General features: G+C 69.0%; 27 protein-coding genes and 1 pseudogene. 14 read left to right on the top strand and 14 right to left on the bottom strand.

What is annotated here, in order from left to right; translation table 11 throughout:
- Positions 1-33: 33 nt before the first annotated feature.
- Both ATL45_RS34395 and ATL45_RS34390 read right to left on the bottom strand, forming a co-directional pair.
- Positions 34-543 carry a cupin domain-containing protein gene (locus ATL45_RS34395; protein ID WP_093146890.1) on the bottom strand — a complete coding sequence of 170 codons (510 nt, stop codon included), beginning with the start codon at positions 541-543 and terminating at the stop codon, positions 34-36.
- Positions 544-557: 14 nt separating this feature from the next.
- The gene (locus tag ATL45_RS34390; protein ID WP_093147701.1) at positions 558-1,325 is read right to left on the bottom strand and encodes an SDR family NAD(P)-dependent oxidoreductase; all 768 of its coding nucleotides are present in this window, start codon (positions 1,323-1,325) and stop codon (positions 558-560) included.
- 98 nt (positions 1,326-1,423) lie between these two features.
- Between ATL45_RS34390 and ATL45_RS34385 the strand changes: the two genes are divergently transcribed.
- The 4 genes from ATL45_RS34385 (at position 1,424) to ATL45_RS34370 (ending at position 5,026) form a co-directional block, all read left to right on the top strand.
- Entirely contained in the window at positions 1,424-1,855 is a 432-nt protein-coding gene (locus tag ATL45_RS34385; RefSeq protein WP_093146889.1) for a protein-tyrosine phosphatase family protein, read from the top strand.
- 135 nt (positions 1,856-1,990) lie between these two features.
- The gene (locus tag ATL45_RS34380; RefSeq protein ID WP_093146888.1) at positions 1,991-2,944 is read left to right on the top strand and encodes a nucleoside hydrolase; all 954 of its coding nucleotides are present in this window, start codon (positions 1,991-1,993) and stop codon (positions 2,942-2,944) included.
- Between the two features lie 137 nt (positions 2,945-3,081).
- Positions 3,082-3,891 (top strand): lipase family protein, encoded by an 810-nt coding sequence (locus tag ATL45_RS34375; protein WP_093146887.1) that lies wholly within the window; start codon positions 3,082-3,084, stop codon positions 3,889-3,891.
- A gap of 133 nt (positions 3,892-4,024) precedes the next feature.
- Complete coding sequence (locus ATL45_RS34370; RefSeq protein ID WP_093146886.1) at positions 4,025-5,026, top strand: aldo/keto reductase family protein; 1,002 nt, start codon at positions 4,025-4,027, stop codon at positions 5,024-5,026.
- Between the two features lie 40 nt (positions 5,027-5,066).
- On the opposite strand, the gene ykgO is transcribed toward ATL45_RS34370, so the two are convergent.
- From ykgO to ATL45_RS34340, 6 genes and pseudogenes are all read right to left on the bottom strand, one after another.
- A complete protein-coding gene (gene ykgO / locus ATL45_RS34365) occupies positions 5,067-5,189 on the bottom strand; it encodes a type B 50S ribosomal protein L36 (RefSeq protein WP_093146885.1) in 123 nt (40 codons plus the stop codon).
- Between the two features lie 93 nt (positions 5,190-5,282).
- Entirely contained in the window at positions 5,283-6,323 is a 1,041-nt protein-coding gene (locus tag ATL45_RS34360) for a flavin-containing monooxygenase (RefSeq protein ID WP_093146884.1), read from the bottom strand.
- A 121-nt stretch (positions 6,324-6,444) separates the two neighbouring features.
- On the bottom strand, positions 6,445-7,044 hold the full coding sequence (locus ATL45_RS34355) for an RtcB family protein (protein WP_246025899.1): 600 nt from the start codon (positions 7,042-7,044) through the stop codon (positions 6,445-6,447).
- A 777-nt stretch (positions 7,045-7,821) separates the two neighbouring features.
- A pseudogene (locus ATL45_RS34350) lies at positions 7,822-8,661 on the bottom strand (RtcB family protein); the annotation flags it as partial.
- A gap of 129 nt (positions 8,662-8,790) precedes the next feature.
- Positions 8,791-9,756 carry an asparaginase gene (locus tag ATL45_RS34345; RefSeq protein ID WP_093146883.1) on the bottom strand — a complete coding sequence of 322 codons (966 nt, stop codon included), beginning with the start codon at positions 9,754-9,756 and terminating at the stop codon, positions 8,791-8,793.
- Positions 9,757-9,783: 27 nt separating this feature from the next.
- A complete protein-coding gene (locus ATL45_RS34340; protein WP_093147696.1) occupies positions 9,784-10,431 on the bottom strand; it encodes a FadR/GntR family transcriptional regulator in 648 nt (215 codons plus the stop codon).
- Between the two features lie 226 nt (positions 10,432-10,657).
- Here ATL45_RS34340 and ATL45_RS34335 point away from each other — a divergent pair, with 226 nt between their 5' ends.
- Positions 10,658-11,458, top strand: a complete 801-nt coding sequence (locus tag ATL45_RS34335) for a crotonase/enoyl-CoA hydratase family protein (RefSeq protein WP_093146882.1) — start codon at positions 10,658-10,660, stop codon at positions 11,456-11,458.
- On the opposite strand, the gene ATL45_RS34330 is transcribed toward ATL45_RS34335, so the two are convergent.
- Complete coding sequence (locus ATL45_RS34330) at positions 11,455-11,649, bottom strand: hypothetical protein (RefSeq protein ID WP_093146881.1); 195 nt, start codon at positions 11,647-11,649, stop codon at positions 11,455-11,457. The two genes, ATL45_RS34335 and ATL45_RS34330, sit on opposite strands and share 4 nt — an antisense overlap.
- Positions 11,650-11,685: 36 nt before the next feature.
- The gene (locus ATL45_RS34325; protein WP_246025716.1) at positions 11,686-12,906 is read right to left on the bottom strand and encodes a phosphodiester glycosidase family protein; all 1,221 of its coding nucleotides are present in this window, start codon (positions 12,904-12,906) and stop codon (positions 11,686-11,688) included.
- Between the two features lie 245 nt (positions 12,907-13,151).
- Between ATL45_RS34325 and ATL45_RS39860 the strand changes: the two genes are divergently transcribed.
- The 6 genes from ATL45_RS39860 (at position 13,152) to ATL45_RS38605 (ending at position 17,881) form a co-directional block, all read left to right on the top strand.
- On the top strand, positions 13,152-13,298 hold the full coding sequence (locus tag ATL45_RS39860) for a hypothetical protein (protein ID WP_246025715.1): 147 nt from the start codon (positions 13,152-13,154) through the stop codon (positions 13,296-13,298).
- Between the two features lie 98 nt (positions 13,299-13,396).
- Positions 13,397-13,936 (top strand): RHS repeat-associated core domain-containing protein, encoded by a 540-nt coding sequence (locus ATL45_RS39855; RefSeq protein WP_246025714.1) that lies wholly within the window; start codon positions 13,397-13,399, stop codon positions 13,934-13,936.
- Entirely contained in the window at positions 13,933-14,940 is a 1,008-nt protein-coding gene (locus ATL45_RS34310; RefSeq protein ID WP_093146880.1) for a polymorphic toxin-type HINT domain-containing protein, read from the top strand. The genes ATL45_RS39855 and ATL45_RS34310 overlap by 4 nt, the downstream gene beginning before the upstream one ends.
- The gene (locus ATL45_RS38610) at positions 14,937-15,440 is read left to right on the top strand and encodes a hypothetical protein (RefSeq protein WP_143121553.1); all 504 of its coding nucleotides are present in this window, start codon (positions 14,937-14,939) and stop codon (positions 15,438-15,440) included. The genes ATL45_RS34310 and ATL45_RS38610 overlap by 4 nt, the downstream gene beginning before the upstream one ends.
- 698 nt (positions 15,441-16,138) lie before the next feature.
- Positions 16,139-16,420 (top strand): hypothetical protein, encoded by a 282-nt coding sequence (locus tag ATL45_RS34305; RefSeq protein WP_093146879.1) that lies wholly within the window; start codon positions 16,139-16,141, stop codon positions 16,418-16,420.
- Between the two features lie 933 nt (positions 16,421-17,353).
- On the top strand, positions 17,354-17,881 hold the full coding sequence (locus ATL45_RS38605) for a hypothetical protein (RefSeq protein ID WP_143121552.1): 528 nt from the start codon (positions 17,354-17,356) through the stop codon (positions 17,879-17,881).
- A gap of 62 nt (positions 17,882-17,943) precedes the next feature.
- Here ATL45_RS38605 and ATL45_RS34300 read toward each other — a convergent pair whose 3' ends face one another.
- From ATL45_RS34300 to ATL45_RS34290, 3 genes are all read right to left on the bottom strand, one after another.
- The gene (locus tag ATL45_RS34300; RefSeq protein WP_093146878.1) at positions 17,944-19,539 is read right to left on the bottom strand and encodes a Vgb family protein; all 1,596 of its coding nucleotides are present in this window, start codon (positions 19,537-19,539) and stop codon (positions 17,944-17,946) included.
- Positions 19,529-21,340 (bottom strand): flavin-containing monooxygenase, encoded by a 1,812-nt coding sequence (locus tag ATL45_RS34295; protein ID WP_093146877.1) that lies wholly within the window; start codon positions 21,338-21,340, stop codon positions 19,529-19,531. The genes ATL45_RS34300 and ATL45_RS34295 overlap by 11 nt, the downstream gene beginning before the upstream one ends.
- Positions 21,341-21,478: 138 nt before the next feature.
- Positions 21,479-22,489 carry an Acg family FMN-binding oxidoreductase gene (locus ATL45_RS34290; protein WP_093146876.1) on the bottom strand — a complete coding sequence of 337 codons (1,011 nt, stop codon included), beginning with the start codon at positions 22,487-22,489 and terminating at the stop codon, positions 21,479-21,481.
- Positions 22,490-22,648: 159 nt separating this feature from the next.
- Here ATL45_RS34290 and ATL45_RS34285 point away from each other — a divergent pair, with 159 nt between their 5' ends.
- The 3 genes from ATL45_RS34285 (at position 22,649) to ATL45_RS34275 (ending at position 24,063) form a co-directional block, all read left to right on the top strand.
- Positions 22,649-23,524 carry a universal stress protein gene (locus ATL45_RS34285; protein ID WP_093146875.1) on the top strand — a complete coding sequence of 292 codons (876 nt, stop codon included), beginning with the start codon at positions 22,649-22,651 and terminating at the stop codon, positions 23,522-23,524.
- A 114-nt stretch (positions 23,525-23,638) separates the two neighbouring features.
- Complete coding sequence (locus tag ATL45_RS34280; protein WP_093146874.1) at positions 23,639-23,845, top strand: heavy-metal-associated domain-containing protein; 207 nt, start codon at positions 23,639-23,641, stop codon at positions 23,843-23,845.
- On the top strand, positions 23,845-24,063 hold the full coding sequence (locus tag ATL45_RS34275; protein WP_093146873.1) for a CDGSH iron-sulfur domain-containing protein: 219 nt from the start codon (positions 23,845-23,847) through the stop codon (positions 24,061-24,063). The genes ATL45_RS34280 and ATL45_RS34275 overlap by 1 nt, the downstream gene beginning before the upstream one ends.
- 52 nt (positions 24,064-24,115) lie before the next feature.
- Here ATL45_RS34275 and ATL45_RS34270 read toward each other — a convergent pair whose 3' ends face one another.
- Positions 24,116-24,793: a DUF5134 domain-containing protein gene (locus ATL45_RS34270; protein WP_093146872.1), complete on the bottom strand. Its 678-nt coding sequence runs from the start codon at positions 24,791-24,793 to the stop codon at positions 24,116-24,118.
- Position 24,794 lies beyond the last annotated feature (1 nt).

Genomic DNA, 24,794 nt, shown 5'->3' with positions numbered 1-24,794 from the left:
GCACGGACGGCTCCGCCGACATGCTCGCTGGCATCAGTCCCGGGTCAGCTCGTCGATCTCGGCGGCGGCCTCGGGCCAGCCGTCCCGGAGCTCGGCGCGAGCACCCAGGGCGAATCCCTCGAACCGGAACGGCGGGGCGAGGGTGAGCCCGATGAGCGACCACGCGCCGTCCGGCCGGGAGCCCTGCCAGGCGCCGGCCGGGACGACGGTCTGCAGCACCTGACCGGCTTCGAGGTCCGGGCCGAGGACCACGCGGCGGATGCTGCCGCCCGGCTCCAGCACCAGCATCCGCACCGGTGCACCGCCCTGCCAGTGGTAGACCTCCGGGGTGTCCAGCCGGTGCAGGGCGGAGAAATCGGGCGCGATCATCAGGTAGATCGCCGAAGACATGTTGTCGTCGGCGTACATCCGCCGCACGTGCCCGCCTTCGCCCTCCAGCGGCTCCAGACCGAGCTGCTCGATCAGGGCGTGCCCGACAGCCGGGTCGTCCCCACCAGGCAGGCCGATGCCGCCCCCCGAGGTTCGTGGTGCGGTGCTGCTCATGGGTTTCCTCTCGTTCACCAGGTCGGGCGGATCGAGGCGCCGCCGTCGACGACCAGTTCCTGCCCGGTCACCCAGCTGCTGCCCGGGCCGCAGAGGAACAAGCAGGCGTCCGCGACGTCGGTGGGCCGACCGAGTCTGGCGATGGGATTGCCGGTCTCCCACGCCGCCACGCCCTCCGGCCAGTCCGAGTGGATCTCCGGCCGTTCCACCAGGCCGGGGGAGACCAGGTTGACGCGGACTCCGTCGCGCGCGAACTCCAGCGCCGCCGAGCGCACCAGCATGCCGACGGCCGCCTTGGACACCGCGTAGTGTGCCGAACCGGGCTTGGGCTGGTTGCCGACGATCGAGCCGATGGCGACCACCGCGCCGCCGCTGCCCTGCCCGGCCATCGCGCGGCGGACCGCTTGCAGCACGAGGAACGTGGCGTCCACATTGGATTCCTGCACCGCGCGGAAGTCGGCCAGCGACATCTCGGCCAGCGGCTGCACCGGCTGGATCCCGGCGTTGAGCACTGCGGCGTCCAAGCGCCCGAAAGCGTCGAGGGCGGCCTCCACGACGCGCTCGGCGTCTTCGGGGGAGCGGAGGTCGGCTTGGGTGGCAACCGCGTTGCCGCCGGCCGATTCGATGGCACCGACGACCTCGGCCGCGCCCGCCGCGTCCCGGTGGTACTGGACCACCACCGCGGCGCCGGCCTGCGCGAACCGGCGCGCGATCCCGCTGCCGATGCCGCCGCTCGCGCCGGTCACCAGCGCGACCTTGCCCGCGAGGCCGTCCTGGTCCATGCCCGCCATCCCTTCGCCGCCGGATCGTCCGCTTCCAGGGTGCCCCACCGCTGTTCGGTGCCGCGCGACCGGGTTCCGCCCGCGCGTAGGGTGAGGGCATGATCGAGTTGTGGGACCCGGCCGCACCGGGAGTGCTCCAGCTCCCGTCCGGTCGTTCGGTGCGCGGGCGCGCCCTGCGCAAGGCACTGCCCGCTGGGCCGCAGCCGGACTTCGCGGTGTACCTGCTCGGCAAGCAGCCGCCCGAGGTGGCGTGGGAGAGCCGGTGGCTGCGGTGGCCGGACTTCCGCCTGCCCTCCGACCGCGACCACGCCCGTCAGGTGCTCCGCGAGGTGTGGGAGCGCGCCGAGCACGAGCGGGTGGAGCTCGCCTGCGGCGGTGGCCGGGGCCGGACCGGCACGGCGCTGGCGTGCCTGGCGGTCATCGACGGAGTCCCGGCGGCGGAGGCGGTCGCCTACGTCCGCACCCACTACGACCGCCGCGCGGTCGAAACCCCTTGGCAGAAGCGCTACGCGGCCAAGTACGCGCCGTGAGGCGATCGGTCCGGCGGCAGACGCCCGGGGTCTTCTTCCAGGCGGCTGCGGCTGCCGCCGGCCTGCACGAGAACATCCCGCGACCGCTGCTGTCCACTGAGGACATCAGCAGTCGCCGAGCGAAAGGACCCCGCTGTGGGCCGCAAGATCATCCTCGACGTCGACACCGGCACCGATGACGCGGTGGCGATCATGTTCGCCGCGCTGCACCCCGAGCTCGACCTGCTCGGCATCACCACGGTCAACGGCAACGTCGCGCTGGCGAACACCACGGACAACACGCTGCGCGTGCTGGACTGGATCGGCCGCCCGGACATACCGGTGCACCCAGGTGTGCCGCACCCGATCGCCCGGTTCGGCTTCCCGGGCGGCAGGCACTTCGAGCAGGACGACGAGAACGACCCGCACGGCACCGAGCTGCCGATCCCGGCACCGACCACCGCCGCGCGGGACACCGGTGCGATCGAGTACCTGGTGGAGACCCTGCGCGCGACCACCGAGCCGATCACGCTGGTGGCCGTCGGGCCGCTGAGCAACATCGCCACCGCACTCGCCGTCGACCCCTCGGTGGCCGGTGCGGTGGACGAGCTGGTCGTGATGGGCGGCGGTCACGCCGTCACCAACGTCTCCGCGTCCGCCGAGTTCAACATCTGGGCCGATCCGGAAGCGGCGAGCGTGGTGTTCTCCGCCGGCTTCGCCCGCCGCACCCTCGTGACGCTCGACGCGACCCACCGGGCGCTGATCCCGCAGCGGACCTGCGAGGCGCTCGACGCTCTGGGAACCCCGGCCGGGACGGCCGCGGCGCGGTTCATCACGCGCCGGATCGGCGCCTACGAGCACACCGCGGTCGGCGCGGCACCGGTGCACGACGTGGTCTGCACCGCCTACCTCGTCGCGCCAGAGGTGATCTCCACGCAGCACCTGCCCGTCGCGGTGGAGACCGCGAGCCCGCTCACCGTGGGCCGGACCGTCATCGACACGCGCCCCGGCACCGAGCTGGTGCCGAACGCGCACATCGCGCTCGACGCGAACGCGGACCTGCTCAACGAGCTCCTGCTGAGCACCTTCGCCCGCGACGTCACTTCCTGATCTCCCGCGGGTTTCCCCGAACAGGGCGTGGGGGACCGCCCTTCCGGTGACGGGGCGGATGCGCGGCGGTGCTGCTTGCCATAGTCGCGAGAGGCGCCGCAGCGCCGTTCCCCACGACCGGTTCGGGAGGGCCCACGATGTCCGCGTTCGACCACACCGTGTCCGACTACCAGCTGCCGCACGCGTACTGGCTGGCCAGAGCGGCCAAACTCGCCTACTCCGACGAAGCGACGATCCGCGACACCGTGCGGGAGTGGGGTTTCGACCGGTGCGAGTACTTCCACGCCGAGCTCGACTCGTCCTTCCCCATCGAGGACACCCAGGCCTACGCGGCCGGTAGCGACCGGATGATCGTCGTGGCCTTCCGCGGTACCGAACCCGCGAAGATCAAGGACTGGCTGTCCGACGCCAATGCGCTGGTCGCTCCGGGCCCGGCGGGCAAGGGGCTTGTCCACGAGGGCTTCAGCCGGGCGCTCGACTCGATCTACTCGCAGGTGCGTGATGCGGTGCAGCGGTTCCGGGACGCCGAGCAGACCCTGTGGTTCACCGGGCACAGCCTCGGCGGGGCGCTGGCCATGCTCGCCTCGGCCCGGATGTACTTCGAAAGCCCGCAGCTGCTGCCGGACGGCGTGTACACCTTCGGCCAGCCGCGCACCTGCGACCGGTTCCTGGCCGGGCCCTACGACGATGCGTTCCCCTCGCGGGTGTTCCGGTTCGTCAACAACAACGACCTGGTCGCGCAGCTGCCGCCCGAACCGTTCCACCACGTGGCAGCCATCCGCTACTTCGGCGCCGACGGGAAGCTGCGCGAGCGGATGACCGTCGCGGGCGGGCTGACCGACCGCGTCAAGGGGTTCACCAGCGACGCGTTCGCGCCCGCCTCCGACGGCGTCCGGGACCACCAGGTGGACCGCTACGTCGACCTGCTGGAGAAGAGCATCGGCTGACGAACCGGTCTGAGTGACTCGTTCTGCGTGGCCGGGTGCCCGGCTTCACGCATGACCGGATCGCCGTTGCGGGCCATACTCGTCCGCGGGCCGCACCCGCGGTTCCGCGGACGATCCGTCGAACGGAGCAGCCATGGAGTTCCGCCATCTCGGCCGCAGCGGTCTGGTGATCAGCGAGATCGCGTACGGGAACTGGATCACGCACGGTTCCCAGGTGGAGGAGCAGGCCGCGGCCGCGTGCATCCGCGCGGCGCTGGACGCGGGGATCACCACGTTCGACACGGCCGACGTCTACGCGGAGGGACGTGCCGAGGAGGTGCTCGGCCGGGCGCTGCAGGGCGAACGCCGGGCCGGGCTGGAGATCTTCACCAAGGTCTACTTCCCGGTCGGGCCGGGCCGCAACGACCGCGGGCTCTCCCGCAAGCACATCGCGGAGTCGATCGACGGCTCCCTGCGCCGCCTGCGGACCGACTACGTCGACCTCTACCAGGCGCACCGCTACGACCCGGAGACGCCGCTGGAGGAGACGATGGAGGCCTTCGCCGACGTGGTCCGGGCGGGCAAGGCGCTCTACATCGGGGTTTCGGAGTGGACCGCCGAGCAGATCCGCGCCGCGCACCGGCTCGCCCGCGAACTGCGGATTCCGCTGGTGTCCAACCAGCCGCAGTACTCGATGCTGTGGCGGATCATCGAGGACGAGGTGGTGCCCACCAGCGCGGAGCTCGGGATCGGGCAGATCGTGTGGTCGCCGATCGCGCAGGGCGTGCTCACCGGGAAGTACCTGCCGGGATCGCCGCCACCCGCGGGCAGCAGGGCCACCGATGAGAACGGGGCGAACTTCGTCGCCCGCTGGTTGCGCGACGACGTCCTGACGCGCGTCGAGAAGCTCCGGCCGCTGGCCGAGCAGGCCGGGCTCTCGCAGGCCCAGCTGGCGGTGGCGTGGGTGTTGCAGAACCCCGGTGTCTCCGCGGCCATCATGGGCGCTTCCCGCCCGGAGCAGGTCACCGAGAACGCCGGGGCCGCCGGGGTGCGGCTCGACGCCGACCTGCTGGCGGCCGTCGACGAGGTGCTGGACCCGGTCGTCGTCCGGGATCCGGCGCTGACCAAGGCCAACGCCCCGAAGGCCCGGACGTAGCGCGGAGGTGCCGCGGGAGGCCGCCGCGGCACCTCCCGGCTCAGCCCTGCCGGGCCTTCCAGCGCGGGTTCCGCTTGTTGACCACGTAGAGCTTGCCCCGGCGGCGGACCACCTGGGAGCCCTCCTTGTTCTTCAGGGACTTGATCGATGCTCGGACCTTCACGTTCGTTCCTTCCCGGGCCCGGTGGAGGTGGGCCCGGACTGAGCATAGTCGGAAACGATAATCATTCTCAATTAGGTGTCTGCCGACGGGAGGTCAGCTGCGGCTGGGCGTGAGCCTGCGGGCCACGTGGCGGGCGTCGCGGCCGCAGCCGTGCATGGTGCCGGACAGGATGCTCCGCTGGTGCTCCAGCCCGACGAAGGTCAGGCCCGGGTGGGTGTGGGAGATCCCGTGGCGCTGTCGCGGCCTGCCCGCCTCGTCCAGGACGCCCAGCGGGCGCAGGTAGTCCAGCGCCGGGCGGTAGCCGGTGGCCAGGATGACCGCGTCGACGTGCTCGGCTGTTCCATCGGGCCAGCGCAGCGAGGTGCCCTCCGCGGCGACGAACATCTCCCGGCGGTCGGGCTTGCCCGCGTCGATCGCGGCCTTGTATCCGGCGATGTCGACCACCGGGATCGTGCCGTGGCCGAGCAGCGGACCGAGCGGGAGACGGGCAGCGGCCGAAAGCACCGACCAGAATCGGGAATCGCCGGGGATCGGCTGGTTCGTCGCGTACTGAATCGGTTTGCGCGTGGCCAGCGTGACCTCGGCGTGCTCAGCCAGCTCCACCGCGATCTGCACCGCGGAGTTGCCCGCGCCCACCACGACGACCCGTTGACCGGCGAAGGGTTCCGGCGAGCGGTAGTCGGCGGAGTGCCGGACCACGCCGGTGTAGCCGTCGAGCGCGGGCAGTTCCGGCCGGTGCGGATTGCCGAAGATGCCGGTGGCGGCCACGACGGCGGTGCCGGTCAGCTCGGCTCCGTGCTCGGTGCGCACGAGGAACCCCGCCGGATCGGAGGTCACCGACGTGACCCGGTGGCCGGTGCGGATCTCGCAGTCCAGGCTCTCGGCACGGCTGCGCAGGTAGTCGGCGACCTCCGCGCCGGTCGGATACCGGTTCGGATCTCCGGGCAGTGGCGCCCCGGGCAGTGCGTTGAACCAGGCCGGGGTGAACAGCGTGAGGCTGTCGTAGTAGTGCGGCCAGGAACCGGTCGCCTTCGGGCCGGATTCCAGGACGAGAGGTCGTGCTCCGCGCTCGAGCAGGGCCTGTGCGGCGGCGATCCCGGACTGCCCGCCGCCGATCACGATCACTCTTGACATGGCCGGAATTCTGGACAAGGAGAACCATTCGGGCAATCGGTTTTTCGTCCGTCGCGCCGCAGCTGCAAAAGGCGCGTGCCGGTGCTCCGCGGCCGCAACCGCGGAGCACCGGCGTGCCCCCTCAGCCCTTGACGCAGATGACCTGCTTGAGGTGCGTGACGACCTCGACGAGGTCGGTCTGCGCCGCGATCACCGACTCGATGTCCTTGTAGGCGGCCGGGATCTCGTCGACGACACCGCCGTCCTTGCGGCACTCGACCCCCTCGGTCTGCGCCGCCAGGTCCGCCTCGGTGAAGGTCTTGCGCGCCTTCGTCCGCGACATCCGGCGGCCCGCGCCGTGCGAGGCCGATTCGAAGGACCCGGTGTTGCCCAGGCCGCGCACGATGTAGGAACCGGTGCCCATGCTGCCCGGGATGATGCCCATGTCGCCCGACCCGGCGCGGATCGCGCCCTTGCGCGTCACCAGCACCTCGACCCCGTCGTGGACCTCCTCCGCGACGTAGTTGTGGTGGCAGTTTCCGGTCAGGATGTGCCCGTCGAGAGCGAACGAATGAGTTCCCTCGACAACCGCGCAGAAGACCTCTTCGATCTCGTTGGTGGCTCGAACGGCCCGAACCGTCCACCCGCGTCGTTCGACAGCATTCCGGTTCGCTTCCCAACGAACTCGGTGTTCGTCGTGCACGAAGAACTCCGGGGTGAGGTCGCTCCTTGACAGACCCATCACGAAGACCGGTGTCTCCGCTTTTCCGAACCCGGTGCGAGTTTTCTGTCGGATCGGCAGTGTCCAGATGCCTAGTGCTTCACACGCGGCCTTGAAGAACTCCAGGTTCGTTCGGTTCGATGACCAGATCGCAGGGCGTCCTGTCTTGCCGACTTCACCGTCGGCGGCGAAGTAGCCGGCGAGCCAGCCGTACAGGTCCGCGGCCGGACCGTCAAGATCCGGGTATTCGCGCTTCCACTCACGCGGAAGGCCGCCGAGGCGCTTGTACTCACGGACCGTTACGCCCGCCGCGCGAAGTGCCTCAACTTTGTCTGCGCACACATGGTCCTTCCTTACGACTGCATCGTTGTACGTGTAGTGGTAAGTGCGGACCCGGTCGTTGCCGTCGAAAAACGGTAGCAGCGCCTTGTCCTTGTGGCCGAAGAAGTTGGCATGAGCCATGCTGTCGCCGGATATCGATCCATCACCGAAGACGAATCCGCGCGCGATGCCTTTGCGGGACGGCTGCAGATCAGCACTACGGGCTGGGAACACGTGGGCAAGCCGGTCTCCGACTCGAAGCTCTGCAGTCGTTGCCTCGGTCCTGTTGTGCGCCACCTTGGGGCGCAGCAACCAACGGTGCTCTCCGGTCGCACGGATGGTCCGCTCTTCCCCGTAACGGCCGATCACCACTTCCCAGAGCGGCTGTCGACCGAAAGCCTTGACCGGTGCTTTGACCCACTTTCCGCCATCGGTGAGCAGCATGTGCATGCCACCCGCGAGTTTCGAGATCGGGCGGCTTCCGGCCTCGGTCATGACCAGTGTTTCCCCTGCGAAGCAGGAGATCGGCGTGTCGAAGCGGGTGCCGGGGACGGTGTCGGCCAGCGCCAGCTGGACCAGGGACAGCATCGTCGCGCGGTTGCGCGCCGCGTAGTCCTGCGCCCAGAACAGGTCCCGCCGGTAGGCCTGCATCTCTGGGGTGCCCGCCACGAACACCGCGAGGTCGGGATCCGGCAGATCGGCGTTGTGCGGGAGCTTGCGGGCGATGTCGATGTGCCGCTTGGCCAGCTCGTTGCCGATGCCCCGGGAACCGGAGTGCAGCATCAGCCACACGCGGCCGGCATCGGGACCGCCCTGCTCCAGGCAGACCTCGATGAAGTGGTTGCCGCCGCCGAGAGTGCCCACCTGCGCCCGCGCCCGGTCCTGCAGGTTCTGCACGCCCGGGTGCAGATCGCGGAAACCGGCCCAGAACTGCTGCCAGCCGCCGGTGCCCGGCACGCGGGCCGGGTTGACCGGCGTGCGGTGCATGGCGAAGCCGACCGGCACGGCCGACTCGATCCGCCGCCGCAGGACGCCCAGGTCGTCCGGCAGGTCGGTGGCGGTCAGCGAGGTGCGCACCGCGCTCATGCCGCAACCGATGTCGACGCCCACCGCGGCAGGCGACACCGCCTCGCGCATGGCGATGACGCTGCCGACCGTGGCGCCCTTGCCGTAGTGCACGTCGGGCATCACGGCCAGGCCGTGCACCCACGGCAGGTTCGCGACGTTGTGCAATTGGCGCATCGCGGCGTCCTCTACGGACTGCGGATCCGCCCACATCCGGATCGGCACCCTGGCGCCGTCGATTGCCGTGTGCATGGTCGTCCTTCCTCTGGTGTACGCGACCCGTCGATGATCGCCCCATTCCCGTTGCGATGCCACCGAATTAAATCGGCGCGCGGCAACGGGGGCGCGAGTCCGATGTGGACGACCGATGCGGAATCCAGGTCAGGCGGCGCGCAGCTCGGCCACCAGTTCGTCGACGACGACCAGCCGCGGGTCGGCGAACGGCTCCAGCGCCTTCGGGTCGACGCCCGCCCTGACCAGCGCCGCGAGCGTGACGGGCAGCCTGGCGCGATCGGTGCCGTCGGCGATCTTCGCGGCGATCGCGGTCCCGTCGGGCAGCGCGGCGATCTGCACCGCCTCGAAGCCGTCCTTGGCGATCAGCCCGGGCACGGCCCGCATCAGCGCGGTGGCATCACGCCGCGTCCCGGCGACCATCTCCGGGTGCGCCCGGAGCGCTTGGGCCACAACGCTTTCCGGCGTTCCGGACGGTGCGCTGGCGATCCGCCCGGCCGCGGTGGCGAGGCCGCGCAGCGAGACGGCGAACAGCGGCGCGCCGCAGCCGTCGGCGGCCACGTGGGCGATCTGCTGCCCGGTGAGCTCCTCGACGGTGGCGGCGATCTCGCGCTGGAGCGGGTGCTCGGGATCCAGGTAGTCCTCGGTCGGCCAGCCGTTCTCGTGCGCGGTCCACAGCATCGACGCGTGCTTGCCCGAGCAGTTGTGCGCCAGTTTGCGCGCCGGTTCGCCTGCCGCGATCCAGCGGTCCCGCTCGACCGGGTCGAACGGGAGGTCGGCGGGGTTGCCGAGGTCGTCCTCGGTGGATCCGCTCGCGGCGAGCACGCGCTGCGCCCCGTCGAGGTGGAAGCGCTCGCCGGAGTGGCTGGCGGCGGTCAGCGCCAGCAGGTCCGGCGGCAGCGACAGGCCGAGCCGGGTCATGGCCACCGCCTGCATCGGCTTGGCCGCCGAGCGCGGGTAGCAGGCGGTGTCGGCGTCACCGGCCTGGAACAGCACCGAGCCGTCCGGGGCGAGCACGACGACCGAGCCGTGGTGCACGCTTTCGACCAGGCCGTCGCGCAGGACGTGCACCAGCGGTGCGTGCGCGGGCGCGCCGGTCGGGGGAGCGGGGTGCATTCGTGGACCTCCTCGTGGGGGTGCGGGTCAGCGGGGGCGGCCGACGATGTCGCTGAGGGCGTGCTCGACGTTGGTCAGGTGGTGGGCCATCGCCTCGGTCGCGGCGCTGCGCCGGCCTGCCGCGATGGCCTCGACGAGCCTGCGGTGCTCGGCGTCGGACTCCGCGCGGCGGTCGCCGCGCTGGTTCAGGAAGGCGGACTGCCTGGCCAGGGCGTCCCGGATCTCCTCGATGACCTTGCCGAACACCGGGTTGCCGGAGGCCTGGGCGACGGTGATGTGGAACAGCGAGTCCAGCGCCACCCACGCGGTGTCGTCGGTCTCGCGGGCCATCCGCTCCAGCAGGTCGGTGAGCAGGCCCAGGTCGTCGGCGGTGTGCCGCAGGGCGGCGTAACCGGCGGCCGGGATCTCGACGTGGCGGCGCACTTCGAGCAGATCGCGCGCCGAATAGGAGCCGAACCGCGGGTCGTCGACCGGCTGGGCGGCCAGCACGAAGGTGCCCTTGCCGGTCCGCGACTCGGTGAGCCCGAGGGCCTGCAGGCCGCGCAGCGCTTCGCGCACGACCGACCGGCTCACCGCGAACTCCTTGCCGAGCGCGGCTTCGGAGGGCAGCTTGGCGCCGACCGGGTGCTCGCCGCGCTCGATGGCACCGCGGAGGTGGGCCAGCACGGCTTCCATCGCGCTGACCCGCTGGATCCCGGGGCCGGCTGTCCGGCTGTCAGACAGGTTCACGATGGAATCGTGAATCGGCCACGTTCCGTTGTCAATTCCCGGACGCGACTGAGGCGGAAGAGGGATGCAGAACACGTCGGCGTCACTGCGGGTTGATGATCGAGGGGCGCTGGCCGAAGATGTTACCGACCAGTAGGATCGGTGCTCCACCGCTGAACCCGAGGAGTCGCAGATGTCGGAGCGCGTGTCGGTCGAGATCGAGGGGTCACTGGCCCACGTCACTATGACCCGAGAGGACCGGCTCAACGGGCTCGACCTGGACATGCTGCGGGCGCTGATCGACGCCGCCGCGCAGGTGCGCGCGGACAGGTCGGTGCGGGCGGTCGTGCTCAGCGGCGCGGGGCGCTCGTTCTCGGCGGGGCTCGACTTCGCCTCGGTGGGCAAGGACCCGCGGCGGATGATGCTCAACTTCCTCCGTCCCCCGTGGCGCTCGACCAACCTCTACCAGGAGGCCTGCTGGGCCTGGCGGCGGCTGCCGGTCCCGGTGCTGGCGGTGGTCCGCGGGCACTGCTTCGGCGGCGCGCTCCAGCTCGCCCTGGGTGCGGACTTCCGGTTCGCCGCGCCCGACGCGCAGTTCTCCGTGATGGAGGCGAAGTGGGGGCTGGTGCCGGACATGAGCGGCACCGTGACGCTGCGCGAGCTGCTGCCGATGGACGTCGCCAAGCGGCTGGCCATGACCGCCGAGATCTTCGACGGGGCCAAGGCGCACGAGCTCGGCCTGGTCACCGAGGTCGGCGCCGACCCGCACGCGGCGGCGCTGGAGCTGGCGGAGCAGCTCGCGTCCCGCTCGCCGGACGCGGTGGCCGCGACCAAGCGCATGTTCCAGCGGACCTGGCACGTTGCTCCGTGGCAGGCGTTCCGGCTGGAGAGCTGCTACCAGCTCCGGCTCCTGCTCGGCGCCAACCACAAGATCGCCCGCAAGGCCAACGCCGGCGGCAAGGTCGCCGAGTTCGCCAAGCGGGCGTTCCGCTAGCGCGCCGCCCGGCAGGCCGACGCCGCGCGAGCGGTGATCCGCGCGGTCAGCTCGCCTGCGCTGCCCGCGCGGCGCAGCTCGGCGGTGATGGCGGGGACGAGCCGGTGGCAGCACAGGTGCACGGCGGCCTCCAGCCGGGTGTGCACCCGGCGCCATTCGTGCGTTCGCTGCAGGTGCAGGAGCGTGCGCATCTGACCCCTCCGTTCAGGATACCCCCGTAGGGTACCTCAGCGGGAGAAGACGCCGACTCCGTTGGCCACCGGTCGCGGCACGCCGTCGGAGGGCACGTTCCGCACCGTCGCGAGGTCCTGGCCGGGTTCGCGCGCCGCGATGGTCGAGGAACCGCCGCCGTCGAGGTTCATCCCGTCGACTGCGCCCGCGGACCGCAGGAGCTGGGCCGTCTCGAGCACGCTCAGACCGGTGCTGGCCGCCGACCGCCCGTCCACGGTCAGCAGGTAGGCCGTGCGGCCGTCCGCGCTGACCCCGGCCGCCGTGCGCGGCGCGAGCTCCTTGGTGTCCAGACCGGACAGCGGCTTTCCGCCGCGGAGGATGGGGAAGCCGCCGACGGCGAAGTCCAGCGGCGGGGCGTCGGCCGCCGACAGGTGGGTCTCGACCACGACGCGGTCACCGACGTCGAGCTTCTCCAGCTCGGCCGCACCGCCCTCGCGGCCCACCAGGACCACCGTTCCGGCCGGGATGTCCCCGGCTCCGGGGCGGTCCTGCGTGCTGCTGACCACGCCGTTGCTGACGACGACCTCCTCGGTCTGCTCGCTGCACGGCGCCGTGCGGTCGGTATCGGTCCCGCACACCGCCCGCGCGCGCGAAACCCGGCCCCAGTCGGCGTTGAAGACGCCGATGCCGTCCACCGGCAGCGCGTACTGGTTCAGCCCGGAGATCTCGGCGGTCCGGCCGCGGCTGCGGAGCATGCCGTCGAGTTCGACGCTGGACACCCGCGCCCGCCGGTCGACACCGACCCCGAATACGTCCTCAGTGGAGGTTCCCGCGGGCAGCGCGGGGCCGAAGCGCTGGCCGTTGGGCACCGCGGCCTTGCGGTCCGCGCCGTCGGCGATCTCCGGGCCGACCGCGGAGCCGGTGGCCTCGATGCCCTCGTGGGACGAGCTGATGTTGAAGAAGTCGCCGTTGACGCCGGCGATCGCGCCCTGGGCGTTGGCCATGTCGGGGATCTCGTCGCGCGCGGCGACCGCACCCGGGTGCAGCAGGCCGAGCTCGACGCTCGGGACCCGCAGATCGGCGGTGAGCAGGTAGGCGACCACCGGGCCGTGCGCGGTGGACATCTCGAACGACCGGTAGGTGATGCCCGGTGCCAGCTGGACGTCGGTGTGCAGCGATTCGGTGGCGCTCGCTGCCGGTGTGGACAGCAGCAACGCGCTGATCGCGGCCACGGTGCTCAGCGCCCTCCGGCGCCCACGCTCGGCAAGGGCCATCATCGACCGCCTTCCTCGGAAATCCTGCGCCCGGTTTCGATCACTGAATCATCCGGTGGTGAACAACCGGTGTGCTAGATCCGAACTGCGCCTGCCGGTGACAATACGATCAGCGCAGAAGCAGCAAGGCGGCTGGGCCGAAAGAAGCAGCGAAACCCGGAATGCGGGGCGACGCGGTCGATTTCGCACCCGCCAGCCACGGCGACGCAGTCCACCTGGTCGCTCGATTCCCGTGCAGAATCACCCCATTGGATCCCCGTTCGGGAACGCCGCGGTGCGATCCGGCGGCGGAGGAAGTGGCCGACGGCACTGCCACGGAGTTCGTCTACGATCCCGACGGACAGCGGCTGCTGCGGCGCGATCCGGGTGGCACGACGTTGTATCTGGACGAGTAGGAAGCCCGCCTGGGATCCCGCAGGTGCGGCGGTGGCCGGGCACCCGTTACTACACGCACGCTGGTGCCACTGTTGCGATGCGGCAGAGCGGTGGTGCGGTGACCTGGCTGTCCCAGGATCACCAGGCCACCACGATGCTGGCGATCAATTCCGTCACGCTGGAGACCACGCGGCGCCGGTTCCTGCCGTTCGGTGGCGAGCGCGGGGGCGTGGTGGATTTCCTGAGGAAGAAGGGCTTCGTCGGTGGCACGATCGATGCCGCTGCTGGTCTGACGACCCTGGGTGCGCGCCAGTACGACCCTGGGCTGGGGCGGTTCTTGTCGGTGGATCCGTTGATGGATTTGTCGGATCCGCAGCAGATGCACGGCTATGCCTATGCCAACAACAACCCGGTGACGTTCTCCGACCCGTCGGGGCTGCTGCCGGGGGCGGGTGCCTACCGTCCACCTTCGAGCGGCCGTGATAAGTCCAGGCCGGGGGTGGGTGCCTATCGTCCGCCTTCGAACGGCCGTGGAAAGTCCAGGCCGACGGCGGCGGTGGTGGTTTCGACTTCGAAGCCTGTGAAGAGCACGTCTAACAGGGGCTGCCGGATGGGAGGGTGTGTGCTGAGCGTGAGCCCCCACCGTCGCCGTCGATGAGTGCTGCGGACTGGGCGGCCCTTGGGCATACCTTGCTGGATATTGCCGGTTTGATCCCGGCGTTCGGGGCTGCGTTCGGTCTGGGGAGCTATGCGTGGTACGGCGCGGACGGGGCGGCTGCGGATGCGGCGTTGTCGTGTGCTGCGGCGGTTCCGGTGGTGGGTGATGCGGCCGCGGTGGGCAAGCTGGGGTCGAAGTTGTTCAAGGGCGCTGATGCGGCCCCTGCACCACGTCAGCAAGGAGTGCCGTGTGCGCCGAACAGCTTCGTGCCCGGAACCCTTGTGCTGATGGCCGACGGCTCCCACAAACCGATCGAAGAGGTCGATGTCGGCGAGGTGCTGGCCACTGACCCGGAAACCGGCGAGACCGGTCCCCGCCGTGTGCTGGCCACGATCACCGGCACGGGCGAGAAGAACCTGGTTGAGATCACCATCGACACCGACGGCGACACAGGAGACGCCACCGGCATCGTGACCGCCACCGACGAGCACCCGTTCTGGGTCGACAACCAGGGCCGCTGGATCAACGCCGAAGACCTCACCGCCGGAGCCGACCTCTACACCCCAGCCAGCGAGACCGTCGACGTCACCAGCATCCGCACATGGTCCGAACCCCGCACCGTCCACAACCTCACCATCAACGGCATTCACACGTACTATGTCCTGACGGGTGAGGTGCCGGTCCTCGTACACAACGCGCCGCCTGGAACATGCTCCATAACCACACCGTCGACTGCTCCGGTGATTAACAGTAAGACCGTATACACGGCTAAAGATCGCTCGTTCCGTGTGGATATAGAGAATCAGAATCCAGGCCAGCCGGGTGCAGGTATCCACTTGCAGTTTATGGGACGTGGTGCAGACCCGAAAAAGTATTACTATGATCCTGCGGACGGAACGTGGCGGACGGAGTCTGGTCATACTCTCTCACCCAGGGTGGTCAAACAGGTCCCCCAGCGTGCGCTCGACAAAGCTTATCAGTATTTCGGAATGGAGGCGCCGTGAGAATGAACTCCTTAATGCGGTCATTGTGTCAGACTGCCAGTGAAAAAGAAGGTGCGAGAACGCTTCCTGAAGAACTTCGAGATTTAGTCGAACGTGGATGGCGAATCGGGCCAAATGGTGCGCTATTGTTCGCCGCCTGCTACGACGATGGGGCCGGTTGGCGAAGTGATTGGCGGGCAGAGGAGATTGCGCAGCACGAGTTAGAAGTCAATGATATAGGAATCCCTTGCGGAGATTTTCCGAAAGAACGTGCTCCGTTTCTGAATGGTGCCGTCGCGCGGTCTTATGCTTTTTCGAGAGCGGCATTGGGGGCTGCCCGAGGCTTACCTGCATCCGAACTGCTTGTGGCTATCATTTCCGTTGGGGTAGATGACGACTATCTCATGCACGGCGCCACTGTGAAATTCGCTACCAGGCGAGATGGATTCCCTACGGCCTACGACGACTTGGAGCGGTTTCAGTATGAAGCCATGGCCGTGATCGAAGGCCGGGTGGAGTAACAGCGCACGCCGCATAGCGATGTTCCTCGTGGCCATAACCGGTGGGTCTGTGACGTGATTGAGATCGAGATGGACGAACGACCACTACAAGGCAATCAAGCCTTTCAGGACGCCCCACTTCCCTGACGCCGGGTGGTAGTGGTCAGGAGTGAATGCAATGGAGAGTTCGGAGAGGTTGCCTCAGGCTTCTCTGGGCTCTCCGCCAGGAATTTCCTGGGCGACAGCGGGAAGGCGTGAGATGAGTGAAGGCGGTTCGATGATTCCGCTCTATCACCTAGTCGAAGAAGAGACCCGAAATTCGGTGATGGCCCGGCAGCGTTGATGGAGGTTGCGCGGGAGATCGTCGAAGCAAAGTAAGCAATAGCAAATATGAATCCCCGCCAGGATGCCTGGCGGGGAGTTTTGGCTGCCTCGGGGGTATGATCGTAGATCGATCATCGAGAGCGTTCCGGAGCATGGATTGATGCCGTTGTTCCTTGGGGTATTTTTGCCATTCTAATTCGATAAGTTGAAACCAGTGATTCCTGTGTACATAGTTCGTGCGGCTGGTGGGAGAGGCATTTACGCTGGTCGCGCTGCGTGCAGGCATGTGTGCGTGTGCGGCTCCATCCTCCAACTTTCGTGTTGAAGGTCGACGGTCCGCGTGAGGCCGGGAGCGAGTTGCCAGGCGGCGGCATTTGAGGGCGGGAAGGATTGGTTTGACAAATTTCTCGGATGAGCAGGGCGATCGAGGTGTCAGGCCGCCGGCTTCCACCATCGTCCTTAGTGTCGACCAGTTCGAAGTGATCTTCCAGGTAACGCATCAGCTGCCCAATTTCCAGGAGGCCCGCCTCATCGAGCTCGGGTGTACGGCTGCCGACCTGCAGACGCTGATTGGCACGCTTCGCGAGATTGATGTACGCGTGGCTGGAGCTTCGCGAGTCTGCATCTGCCTTCGTGACGATGAGTTGGAAACCACCGTTGAGGTTCAGGTGAGGTGAGTGATGTGGGCGCTCTGAGCGTGGAGGTTGTGGCGACTCTTCCGTTGCGAATTGGCGGATTCTGGTTTGCTATCGCGCAGCTAGTTGTTTCTGCTCTGGGGTCTCGGGAATTGTTCCTGCGGACGGGGTGCGGGTCTGACGAGGTCCAAGCGGCAGTGGCAGTACTTTATTTGAGTTAGTTCGCGGTGCGGAAAACGATTGAAAGGAATTCGGTAGCAAATATTATCGGGACGTTGATGAGGGCTGGCCTCCCAGAAAAGGCTGGTCATGGTGGTTCGGCGTGGAAGGTTTATCGCGAGACTTCGACCGGGCCAGAGTGGGCGCTGATGCTATATAAATGGTAACTTTATGCCACATGGTATAAGGGAGGGGGGTAAATTAATTGCGTTCAGAGATCATGCAAGGAAACGGTTGGTTTAATGGGGCTGAGAAAATTCGGTGAAGCTATGCTAGCTTGCATGAATTACGATGGCCTGGCGTAGAGGATTGAGAAGGGAGTTATTCCATGGTCTCTCGACCTGGAGGGCTGGATCCCTGGGATGTTATCGGAATGCGAGTCAACGCCGTCCTGGAGATCGTCGACCCTGAAAGCGCAGCGGCCGCTCTACAGCTCACTTTTGTGGAAGGCTCATCCATAGTGTCTACTGTGTGGACGGACTGGTCCTTGGTTCTAGAATGGAGATCTGATGCAGAAATCCCAGATTATCTTTGGCCTCCTGGGGAGTATGATCGTAGATCGATTGTCGGGGGTATTCCGGGATCTGGATTGGAGATCACTTCACTCGTGATATCTAGGGATGAGTTTGGTGTCCCGCTGGGTGTTGATATCGAATTTGGTGGACATCAAGTATCGGCCCGATCGATGGGCGGGGAGATCGTGCTATCGGTTCGTTGATTGGTTCTCGTTCCAGGAGTGAAAATGAAAGATGATCCTTGCAATCGCATCCCGATTCGATGATATCGATAAATGATCTGGTTCTGGATGGGTGCGATGTGCTGTCCTTCGGCTCGGTTGAAGTGGATCCTCTGCGGGAGGTGGATTCTCTTCAGGAGGCGCAGTTGCTCGACTCCCGAGTGTGTCATTTGACTTCCACGGCGGCTCTTCTCTTTGAGATGCGCACCGCCTTGCAGTTTGAGGTTGGAAATTCGGCGCTGTTCGTGGTGCGCGGTCTGCGATCGTTTGAGTGGAAATTGCTGTCGAAGCAGGTGCCACTTGCGGCACTGACGGTTGTATCCAGTGTTCCTGAGTGGTCGAATGATCGTGTTGGTGTGCGTTTTGAATTCTTTCCGGGTGCACAACTCGGGGTGTCGGGTGATCTGGCGGAGTTTTATGTCCTCGATGTGGAAGAAATCGGTGACGTGCCGCCTGATTATTCGAGTATGGACCTGAAGCAGCTTCAGGGCTCCTTACCGTCTTGGTCTTCCGCATGTGGCCTGCTTCAGGTGTCAAGGTCATATTGAGGCCCAAGGGCGGGAAAGCAGCGGAACGTTGAAGGTTGGGCAGGTGCGGGCTGTTCGCGCCGTCAGCTGCCGCGATGCAGGCGCAGCACGCTGCCTTCGCCGTTGGCGGAGACGTAGAGCGAGCCGTCGCGGCCCGCGGCCACGCCCGCGAAAGGCACTGGCACGCCCGGCAAGCCGTGGTTGAACAGCTCCGGTTGCGCGCGCATCGTTACCGGCGGGAGTCCGACGGCGAGGTGGTGAGCTTCCACGCGCTGTTCGCCGGTCGCCAGGTCGATCGCGAGCAGTCTGCGCCGCCCCGTCTCCACGACGAACAACTCCTGGCCTAGCACGGTGATGCCCTGCGGTGCGTCGAGTCCTTCGGCCACGACCGCGATCCCGCCATCGCCGATCAGCGATACCGTGCCGCGCTGGTCGTCGCTGACGTAGCAGCGGTCCTCCTCGTCGATGGCTACGTCGACCGGGGAGTCCAAGCCGTCGGCCAGGACGGTCAGGGCGTCGTCATCGGCGATGGCCACCACGCGCCCGGCTCCTGTCTCGGCCACCACGAGGCTGCCGTCCGCGCGTGTGGCGATGCCGGTGGGCCGTGCCAGTTCTCGCGCGCGGGTCGTCAGCACGCGGTTATCGGGCTCGTAGGTGCGTACTTCGCCGAACTGCGAAGTGACGTGCACCCGTCCTCGTTCGTCGGCGGTGACACCGTGGCTGAACACGAGCAGTTCGCGCGTGCTCACCTCGCCGTCGTCGATGCTCGCCAACCGGTAGTTGTCGCCGGTGAACACGGTGCCGGAGCGGTGCACCGCCACGCCGAACGGGCCGACGAGCCCGGTCGGCACCACCTCGCGCGCCCGGCCGTCGGGTGCCAGCTCCGCGATCCCGCCCGCCGCGAAGCTGGACACGAACATCCGGTTCTCGGCGTCGAAGGCGGCGTTGTCCATTCCGGACACTTCGCCCGGCACGACGGAGCGCTCGCCGGAGCCGAGCACGTCGATCCGGGTGACGATGCCCTCGCCGCCGCGCGAGAGCACGGTCAGCACGCCGCCCCGGTCGAACCGGACCGCCACCGGCGCGTGCACGTCCTCGGCGACCAGCTCCGGCTCGCCGCCGTCCAGCGGGACGCGATGGACCTCACCGGTGATCATGTGCGGGTAGTACAGGCACCCGTCCGGGCCGAGCTGCATCGCGTTGCCCATCGCCAGCCCGCCGGCCAGTTCCACCGGCTCGGCACCGGGCGTCACCTCCAGCAAGCGGCCGCCCACGCGCATCTCGTTGACGAACAGGCGGTCTCCGACGCACGCGATGCCGTTGGGCATCACGACCTCGTCGGTGATCAGCGTGAACGTCCCGTCCGGAGCGCGCCGCCACACCCGTCCGGGCGTGAGGTCGGTGATGTACATCGACCCGTCGGCACCGAAGGCCAGGTCGTCGGGCGACTGGACCGGGCCGTCGGCGTCCACCACCGCCTCGACCTCACCGGAAGCGAGGTCCACGGCGCTGATCCGGCCGGCCACGTACTGCGCCACGTAGAGCCTGCCGTCCGGCCCGAACGCGATCCCGTTGGAACCGAACAGCGGATTCGCCCTGGTGAGCCGCTCGATCCGCCACCGCTCGCTGTCGGGCCGTTCGGCGTGTCCGTAGCGAGTGCGGCCCGGTTCAGCCCGCATCGCCGAGCACCTCGTCGATGCCCTCGCCCTCGCGCCATTCGCGCAGCAGCCGGTGGAAGGCCGCCGGGCCGGGCGCGTAGAGCTCGCGGGGACCGCGCGCCCCGCCCTCGTTGTTGTAGTACCCGGGAGTGCACTCCTCGGCGAAGCGCTCCTGGTCCCAGGCGGTCGCCCGGAGCGTCTCGACCCAGGCGTCCTCGGCCTGCGCTGTCGGCTCGACGTGCTTGACGCCGCGCCTGCGCGCTTCGGCGACGATCGCGCCGATGTGGATCGCCTGCTCGTCCAGCGCGTGCACGAAGTTCACCAGCGGGGCGCTCTGCAGCGCGCCCAGGAGGAACAGGTTGGGAAAACCGTTGCTGCACAACCCGTGCAGCGTGCGCACCCCGCCGGCGGCGGCCCACGACTCCAGCAGCCCCGTGCCGTCCCTGCCGTGCACCGGGAGCCGTCCGGTCATCGCGTCGGACTTCCCGACCTCGAAGCCGGTGGCGAAGATGATGCAGTCCACCTCGTACTCGGTGCCGCCGACCACCAGCGCGCGTTCGGTGATGCGCTCGACGCCGCCGTGGTCGGCGGTGTCCACGAGGGTCACGTTGGGGCGGTTGAAGGTCTGCAGGTACTCGTCGCTGAACGTCGGGCGCTTGCAGCCGTAGCGGTACCAGGGCTTGAGCAGCTCCGCGGTGGCCGGATCGTCGACGATCGCATCGACGCGGTCGCGCAGCTGGTTCATCTTGGCGAAGTCGAGGATCTCCTCGATCCGCTCCCACTCCTCGCGCGGGAGGTGGTCGTGGGCGTCAGTGGCGGTGATCTTGCCGAGCACGTGGCCGCTGGCCGTCCACGCGTCGGACACCAGGTCCTCGTCGATGTCGTGCCCGGTGACGGCGGCGAGGAAGTTCTCCCGCCTGCGGGTGTGCCAGCCGGGTTCGAGGGATGCTGCCCACTCCGGATCGGTGGGCCGGTTGGCGCGCACGTCCACAGCGGACGGAGTGCGCTGGAAGACGTGCAGGTGCTGGGCGTCGCGGCCCACGTGCGGGACCACCTGGACGGCCGTGGCGCCGGTGCCGATCACCGCGACCCGCTTGTCCGCCAGTCCGGTGAGACCGCCGTCCGGGCCACCGCCGGTGTAGCCGTAGTCCCAGCGGCTGGTGTGGAAGGTGTGGCCGGTGAAGGTCTCGATGCCGGGGATGCGGGGCAGCTTGGCGTGCTCCAGCGTGCCGTTGGACACCACGGCGTAGGTCGCCCGCACCTCGTCGTCGCGGTCGGTGCGCACGATCCACTCGCCGTCGTCCCAGCGCAGCTCGCGCACCGCGGTCTGGAAGCAGGCGTCGCGGTAGAGGTCGAAGGTGCGGCCGATCGCCACCGCGTGCCGGCGGATCTCCTCGCCCGGCGAGTACTTCCACTCCGGTACGTGCCCGACCTCCTCCAGCAGCGGGAGGTAGACGTAGGACTCGATGTCGCAGTGCACGCCCGGGTAGCGGTTCCAGTACCAGGTGCCGCCGAAGTCGGCGCCCTTCTCCACGATCCGGATCCGCTCCAGCCCGGCCTGGCGCAGCCGCGCCGCGGCCAGCAGCCCGCCGAAGCCGCCACCGACCACCAGGGCGTCCACCCGGTCGCGGACCGGTTCCCTGGTGAATCCCGGTTCCGCGTACGGGTCGTCGGCGTAGTAGCCGAACCGGCCTTCGGCGCGCTGGTACTGCTCGTTGCCGTCGGGGCGGATCCGGCGCAGGCGTTCCGCCCGGTACCGCTCGCGCAGGGCGTCGGGGTCGAAGTCGAGGACGTCGGGGATCCGCGGCGGGAGCGTCGGCATGCCGGCCTTTCTCACGGTGGCGATCGACCTTTTAATTCAGCTGACTGACTTAAAGAAGCTACCAGTGATGTCCCGCTGCTCGCCAGCACGGGTGGACCCGCGGCTCCGGGGGTCCACATAGGACGGTTGCGCGGCCGGTCAGCTGCTGCGGTTCGGCTCCAGTTCGCCGGTCACGACGTCTTCGAGGGGGCGCCGCGGCGTGGCCGGCACGGGGGAGCCGTAGCCGACGCGCAGCACGATCTGCGGCCACAGGCCGCCGCCGATGAGCGCGCGCAGCTCCCGGCGGGTGTCGGCGACCTCCACCACCTGGGAGAGGAACGAGCTGGCCAGCCCGTTCGCCGTCGCCGTCAGCAGCACCCGCTGCATGGCCATGCCCGCTTGCAGCTGCGCGTGCCGGGAGTCCTGGAAGGAGCCGAGCACGCAGATCAGCGGCTCGGGTTCGAAGTCCTTGCCGGTCACGCGGGTGCGCGCGCCGCCGGCACCGAAGTCGCGCAGCACGAACTCGTCCTGCGGCTCCGGGACCGGACCGCTGCTGCGCACCGGGACGCCTTCGCCGACGTCACCGGCGCGCCCGGTCCAGCGCTGCCACTCGGCCACGAACTCCGGGTCGTCGAGCTGTTCCTGGTGCGCTCGCCTGCTCAGCCCGCACAGCACCAGGCGCTGCGGGGGGTCCAGGACGGCGAGCCAGCCTCGCTCGGTCTCGGCGGCCTGCCGCAGCGACGCCTGCAGCACGGCGGGAACCGGGTCGTGGTGGAAGGGCCTGCGGTTGGTCCGCCGCCGCGGGATCGCCGCGGCCAGCTCCTGCTCGGCCGGGGTGGCGGGTCGCCGCGCGGCCGGGCGCACGGTCGCCAGCAGGCTCGGCCGACCGGGTTCGGGCAGCGTCCGGACGTCCGGGACGGTCCCGCTGGCGCGGATGGCCAGGCGCAGGTTCAGCAGCGCCGCACCGCAGGCCAGCACGAGCTCGCGGTGCTCCGGGTCGGCGGCCTCCAGGGCTCGCGAGGTGTCGGCGTGCAGCTCGATCGCACCGGGCGTGCAGTGGAAGCGCCAGGGCTGGGTGTTGTGCAGCGACGGTGCGGAGGTGGCCGCGGTCAGGACCTCGCGGACCTCTCCGGCGGTCAGGCTGCCCACTGGCGTGATGGTCGTGTTCATCGTGGCCCCTCCGTCGCCCGCTGCTCCTCCAGCCTGTCGGCGGGCTCGGGCGGCGAGGTAGAGCCGATGGTCACTGTCCGGCGGGGCGATGACGAAGTGCCCTGACCGCCGGGCGCCGCGATGGCGCAACCTGGAGCCGGGACCGGCGGAGGGGGAGGCATGTCCGAGAAAGCGGTCGTGGTCGGGTTCGACCTGGCGGAATCGTCCAGGCGAGCGGTGCGGTGGGCGGCGCGGGAAGCGGCCGGGCGCGGTCGTCCGCTGCTGCTGGTGCACGCGCTCACCTGGCCCTTCGAGGAGCACACGACCATCCGGGTGCCGGGGGAGGGCGACGTGGCCGAGCCGCTGCAGCAGGCGTTGCGGCGCGAGCTCGCCCAGCTCGTCGAGGAGTGCCGCCGGATCGACGCCGACCTGCCGGTGCGCAGCGAACTGCCGTTCGGCGACCCGGCCGAGGTGCTCGCCGCGATGGCCGCGGACGCCGATCTGCTGGTGCTCGGCGGGCCGCGGCTGGAGCCGTCGGCCGGGATCGGCGCGACCTCGGCGGAACTGCTGGCCAGGCGCGGCGGCGCGCCGGTGGTGGTGGTCCGGGGCGGTGCCGACCAGCCGGGTTCGGGGCCGGTCGTGGTGGGCGTGGACGGTTCGGCCACCAGCCGGGCCGCGATCGGCTTCGCCTTCGACTTCGCGTCCCGGAACCGCTGCGAGCTGGTCACCGCGCACGCCTGGAGCGATCTGCCGCTGGACCCGTTCCAGTGGGTGTCGCACTGGGAGCTGGCGTGGGCGGAGGTCCACGAGGAGGCCGCGGAGGTGCTCGCGGAATCGGTGGCGGGCTGGGTCGAGCAGTACCCGGACGTGGTGGTCCGGCGCGTGGTCACGCCGGAGAAGCCCACCGAGGCGCTGCTGCGGGAGGCGGAGGGCGCGAGCCTGCTGGTCGTGGGCAGCCACGGCCGGGGGCGGTTCCGGCGCAGCTTCCTCGGTTCGGTGAGCCACGCGGTGGTCAACCGCGCGCCCTGCCCGGTCGCGGTCCTGCGCGCCGCCTGACCATCCACATCGGAGTGATCGGGACCGGGTTTGTGCCCGGTCGCCGGATCGCGTACGCTCCAGATACCCTACGGGGGTATGGTTGGTATGGTTCACCGATGAGAGGAGCGGACGATGGCGCAGGCGACCTTCGTGGTCAAGGGGATGACCTGCTCGGGATGCATGACCAAGGTGACCAACGCGGTCACCGGGGTGGCCGGGGTGAGCGACGTCGACGTGGACATCAGCAGCGGGGAGCTGACGGTGACCGGCGAATCGGCGGTCGACACCGAGGCCGTCCGCCGGGCCGTCGGCGACGCCGGTTACGAGATCGCGGGCTGATGGCCGAGCAGCCGGTGGTCGTGATCAAGGCCGTGGACAACGGCCCGTACCAGGTCAAGGGTCCGGTGCGGGTGGTCGACCACGAAGGCGGCGAGCACGAGCTGGGGCCCGGGCGCACCCAGCTGCTGTGCCGGTGCGGGATGTCGGCCAAGAAGCCGTTCTGCGACGGCGCGCACGCCCGCAACGGGTTCGCGGCGCAGGAACGCGCCGGGAGCTAGCCGGATCGTGAGCGCTTCGGGGTGCTCAAGCGCCCCGAAGCGCTCACGGCCGTCACAGCACGGCGAGGAACATCGCGCCCATTCCCGTTGTCATCGCCGCGTTGCAGGTCGCCTCGTAGGCGGCCGCGCGCTGCGGCCGGGTTCGGGCGCTGCGGCCGATGTCGACCGCGGCGGAGAGCCACGGCAGCGCGCTCAGCACGAAGTACGCGCCCAGCACCAGGGACACGACCATCACCGCGTTCGCCGGAGCGGGGGCCTCGGCCGCGGCCAGCACTCCGGCTCCCATCGCGTGGTGGCGGGTGTGGCCGGGCTCGACCGGTGCGTGCGACATCAGCGCGGGCATCGCGGCGAGCATCCAGAACATCCCGGCCGCCATCGCCGCGTGGTGCAGCTGCTGCCACCGGCGGTGCGCGGTGCACCAGCGGACGTCGGCGGCCAGCACCAGGAACCACCCGGTCATGACGCCGAACACCACCAGCTGCGGGTTCACCGGGATCGCCATGCCCCACGGCCAGCACATCGCGATCATCGCCGCACTCATCACGACGTGCCAGGCGGCGCTGATCCGCATCGCCGGACTCGCGGGCACGGCTTGGTCCTGACCGGCCTGGGCGAGCCGGCCGGACACGGTCGCGATCGGCTCCGCCCGGATCAGCCGGTGCAGACCCCAAAGAGCCGCGGCGGCGAACACGACGGTCAGGACCCAGCGGAGCAGCAGGGATTCCACCACG

The organism is Saccharopolyspora antimicrobica, from assembly GCF_003635025.1.
Lineage (GTDB): Bacteria > Actinomycetota > Actinomycetes > Mycobacteriales > Pseudonocardiaceae > Saccharopolyspora > Saccharopolyspora antimicrobica.
The sequence above is the reverse complement of the archived record's forward strand: the minus strand, read 5'-3'. Positions and strand labels throughout refer to the sequence as shown.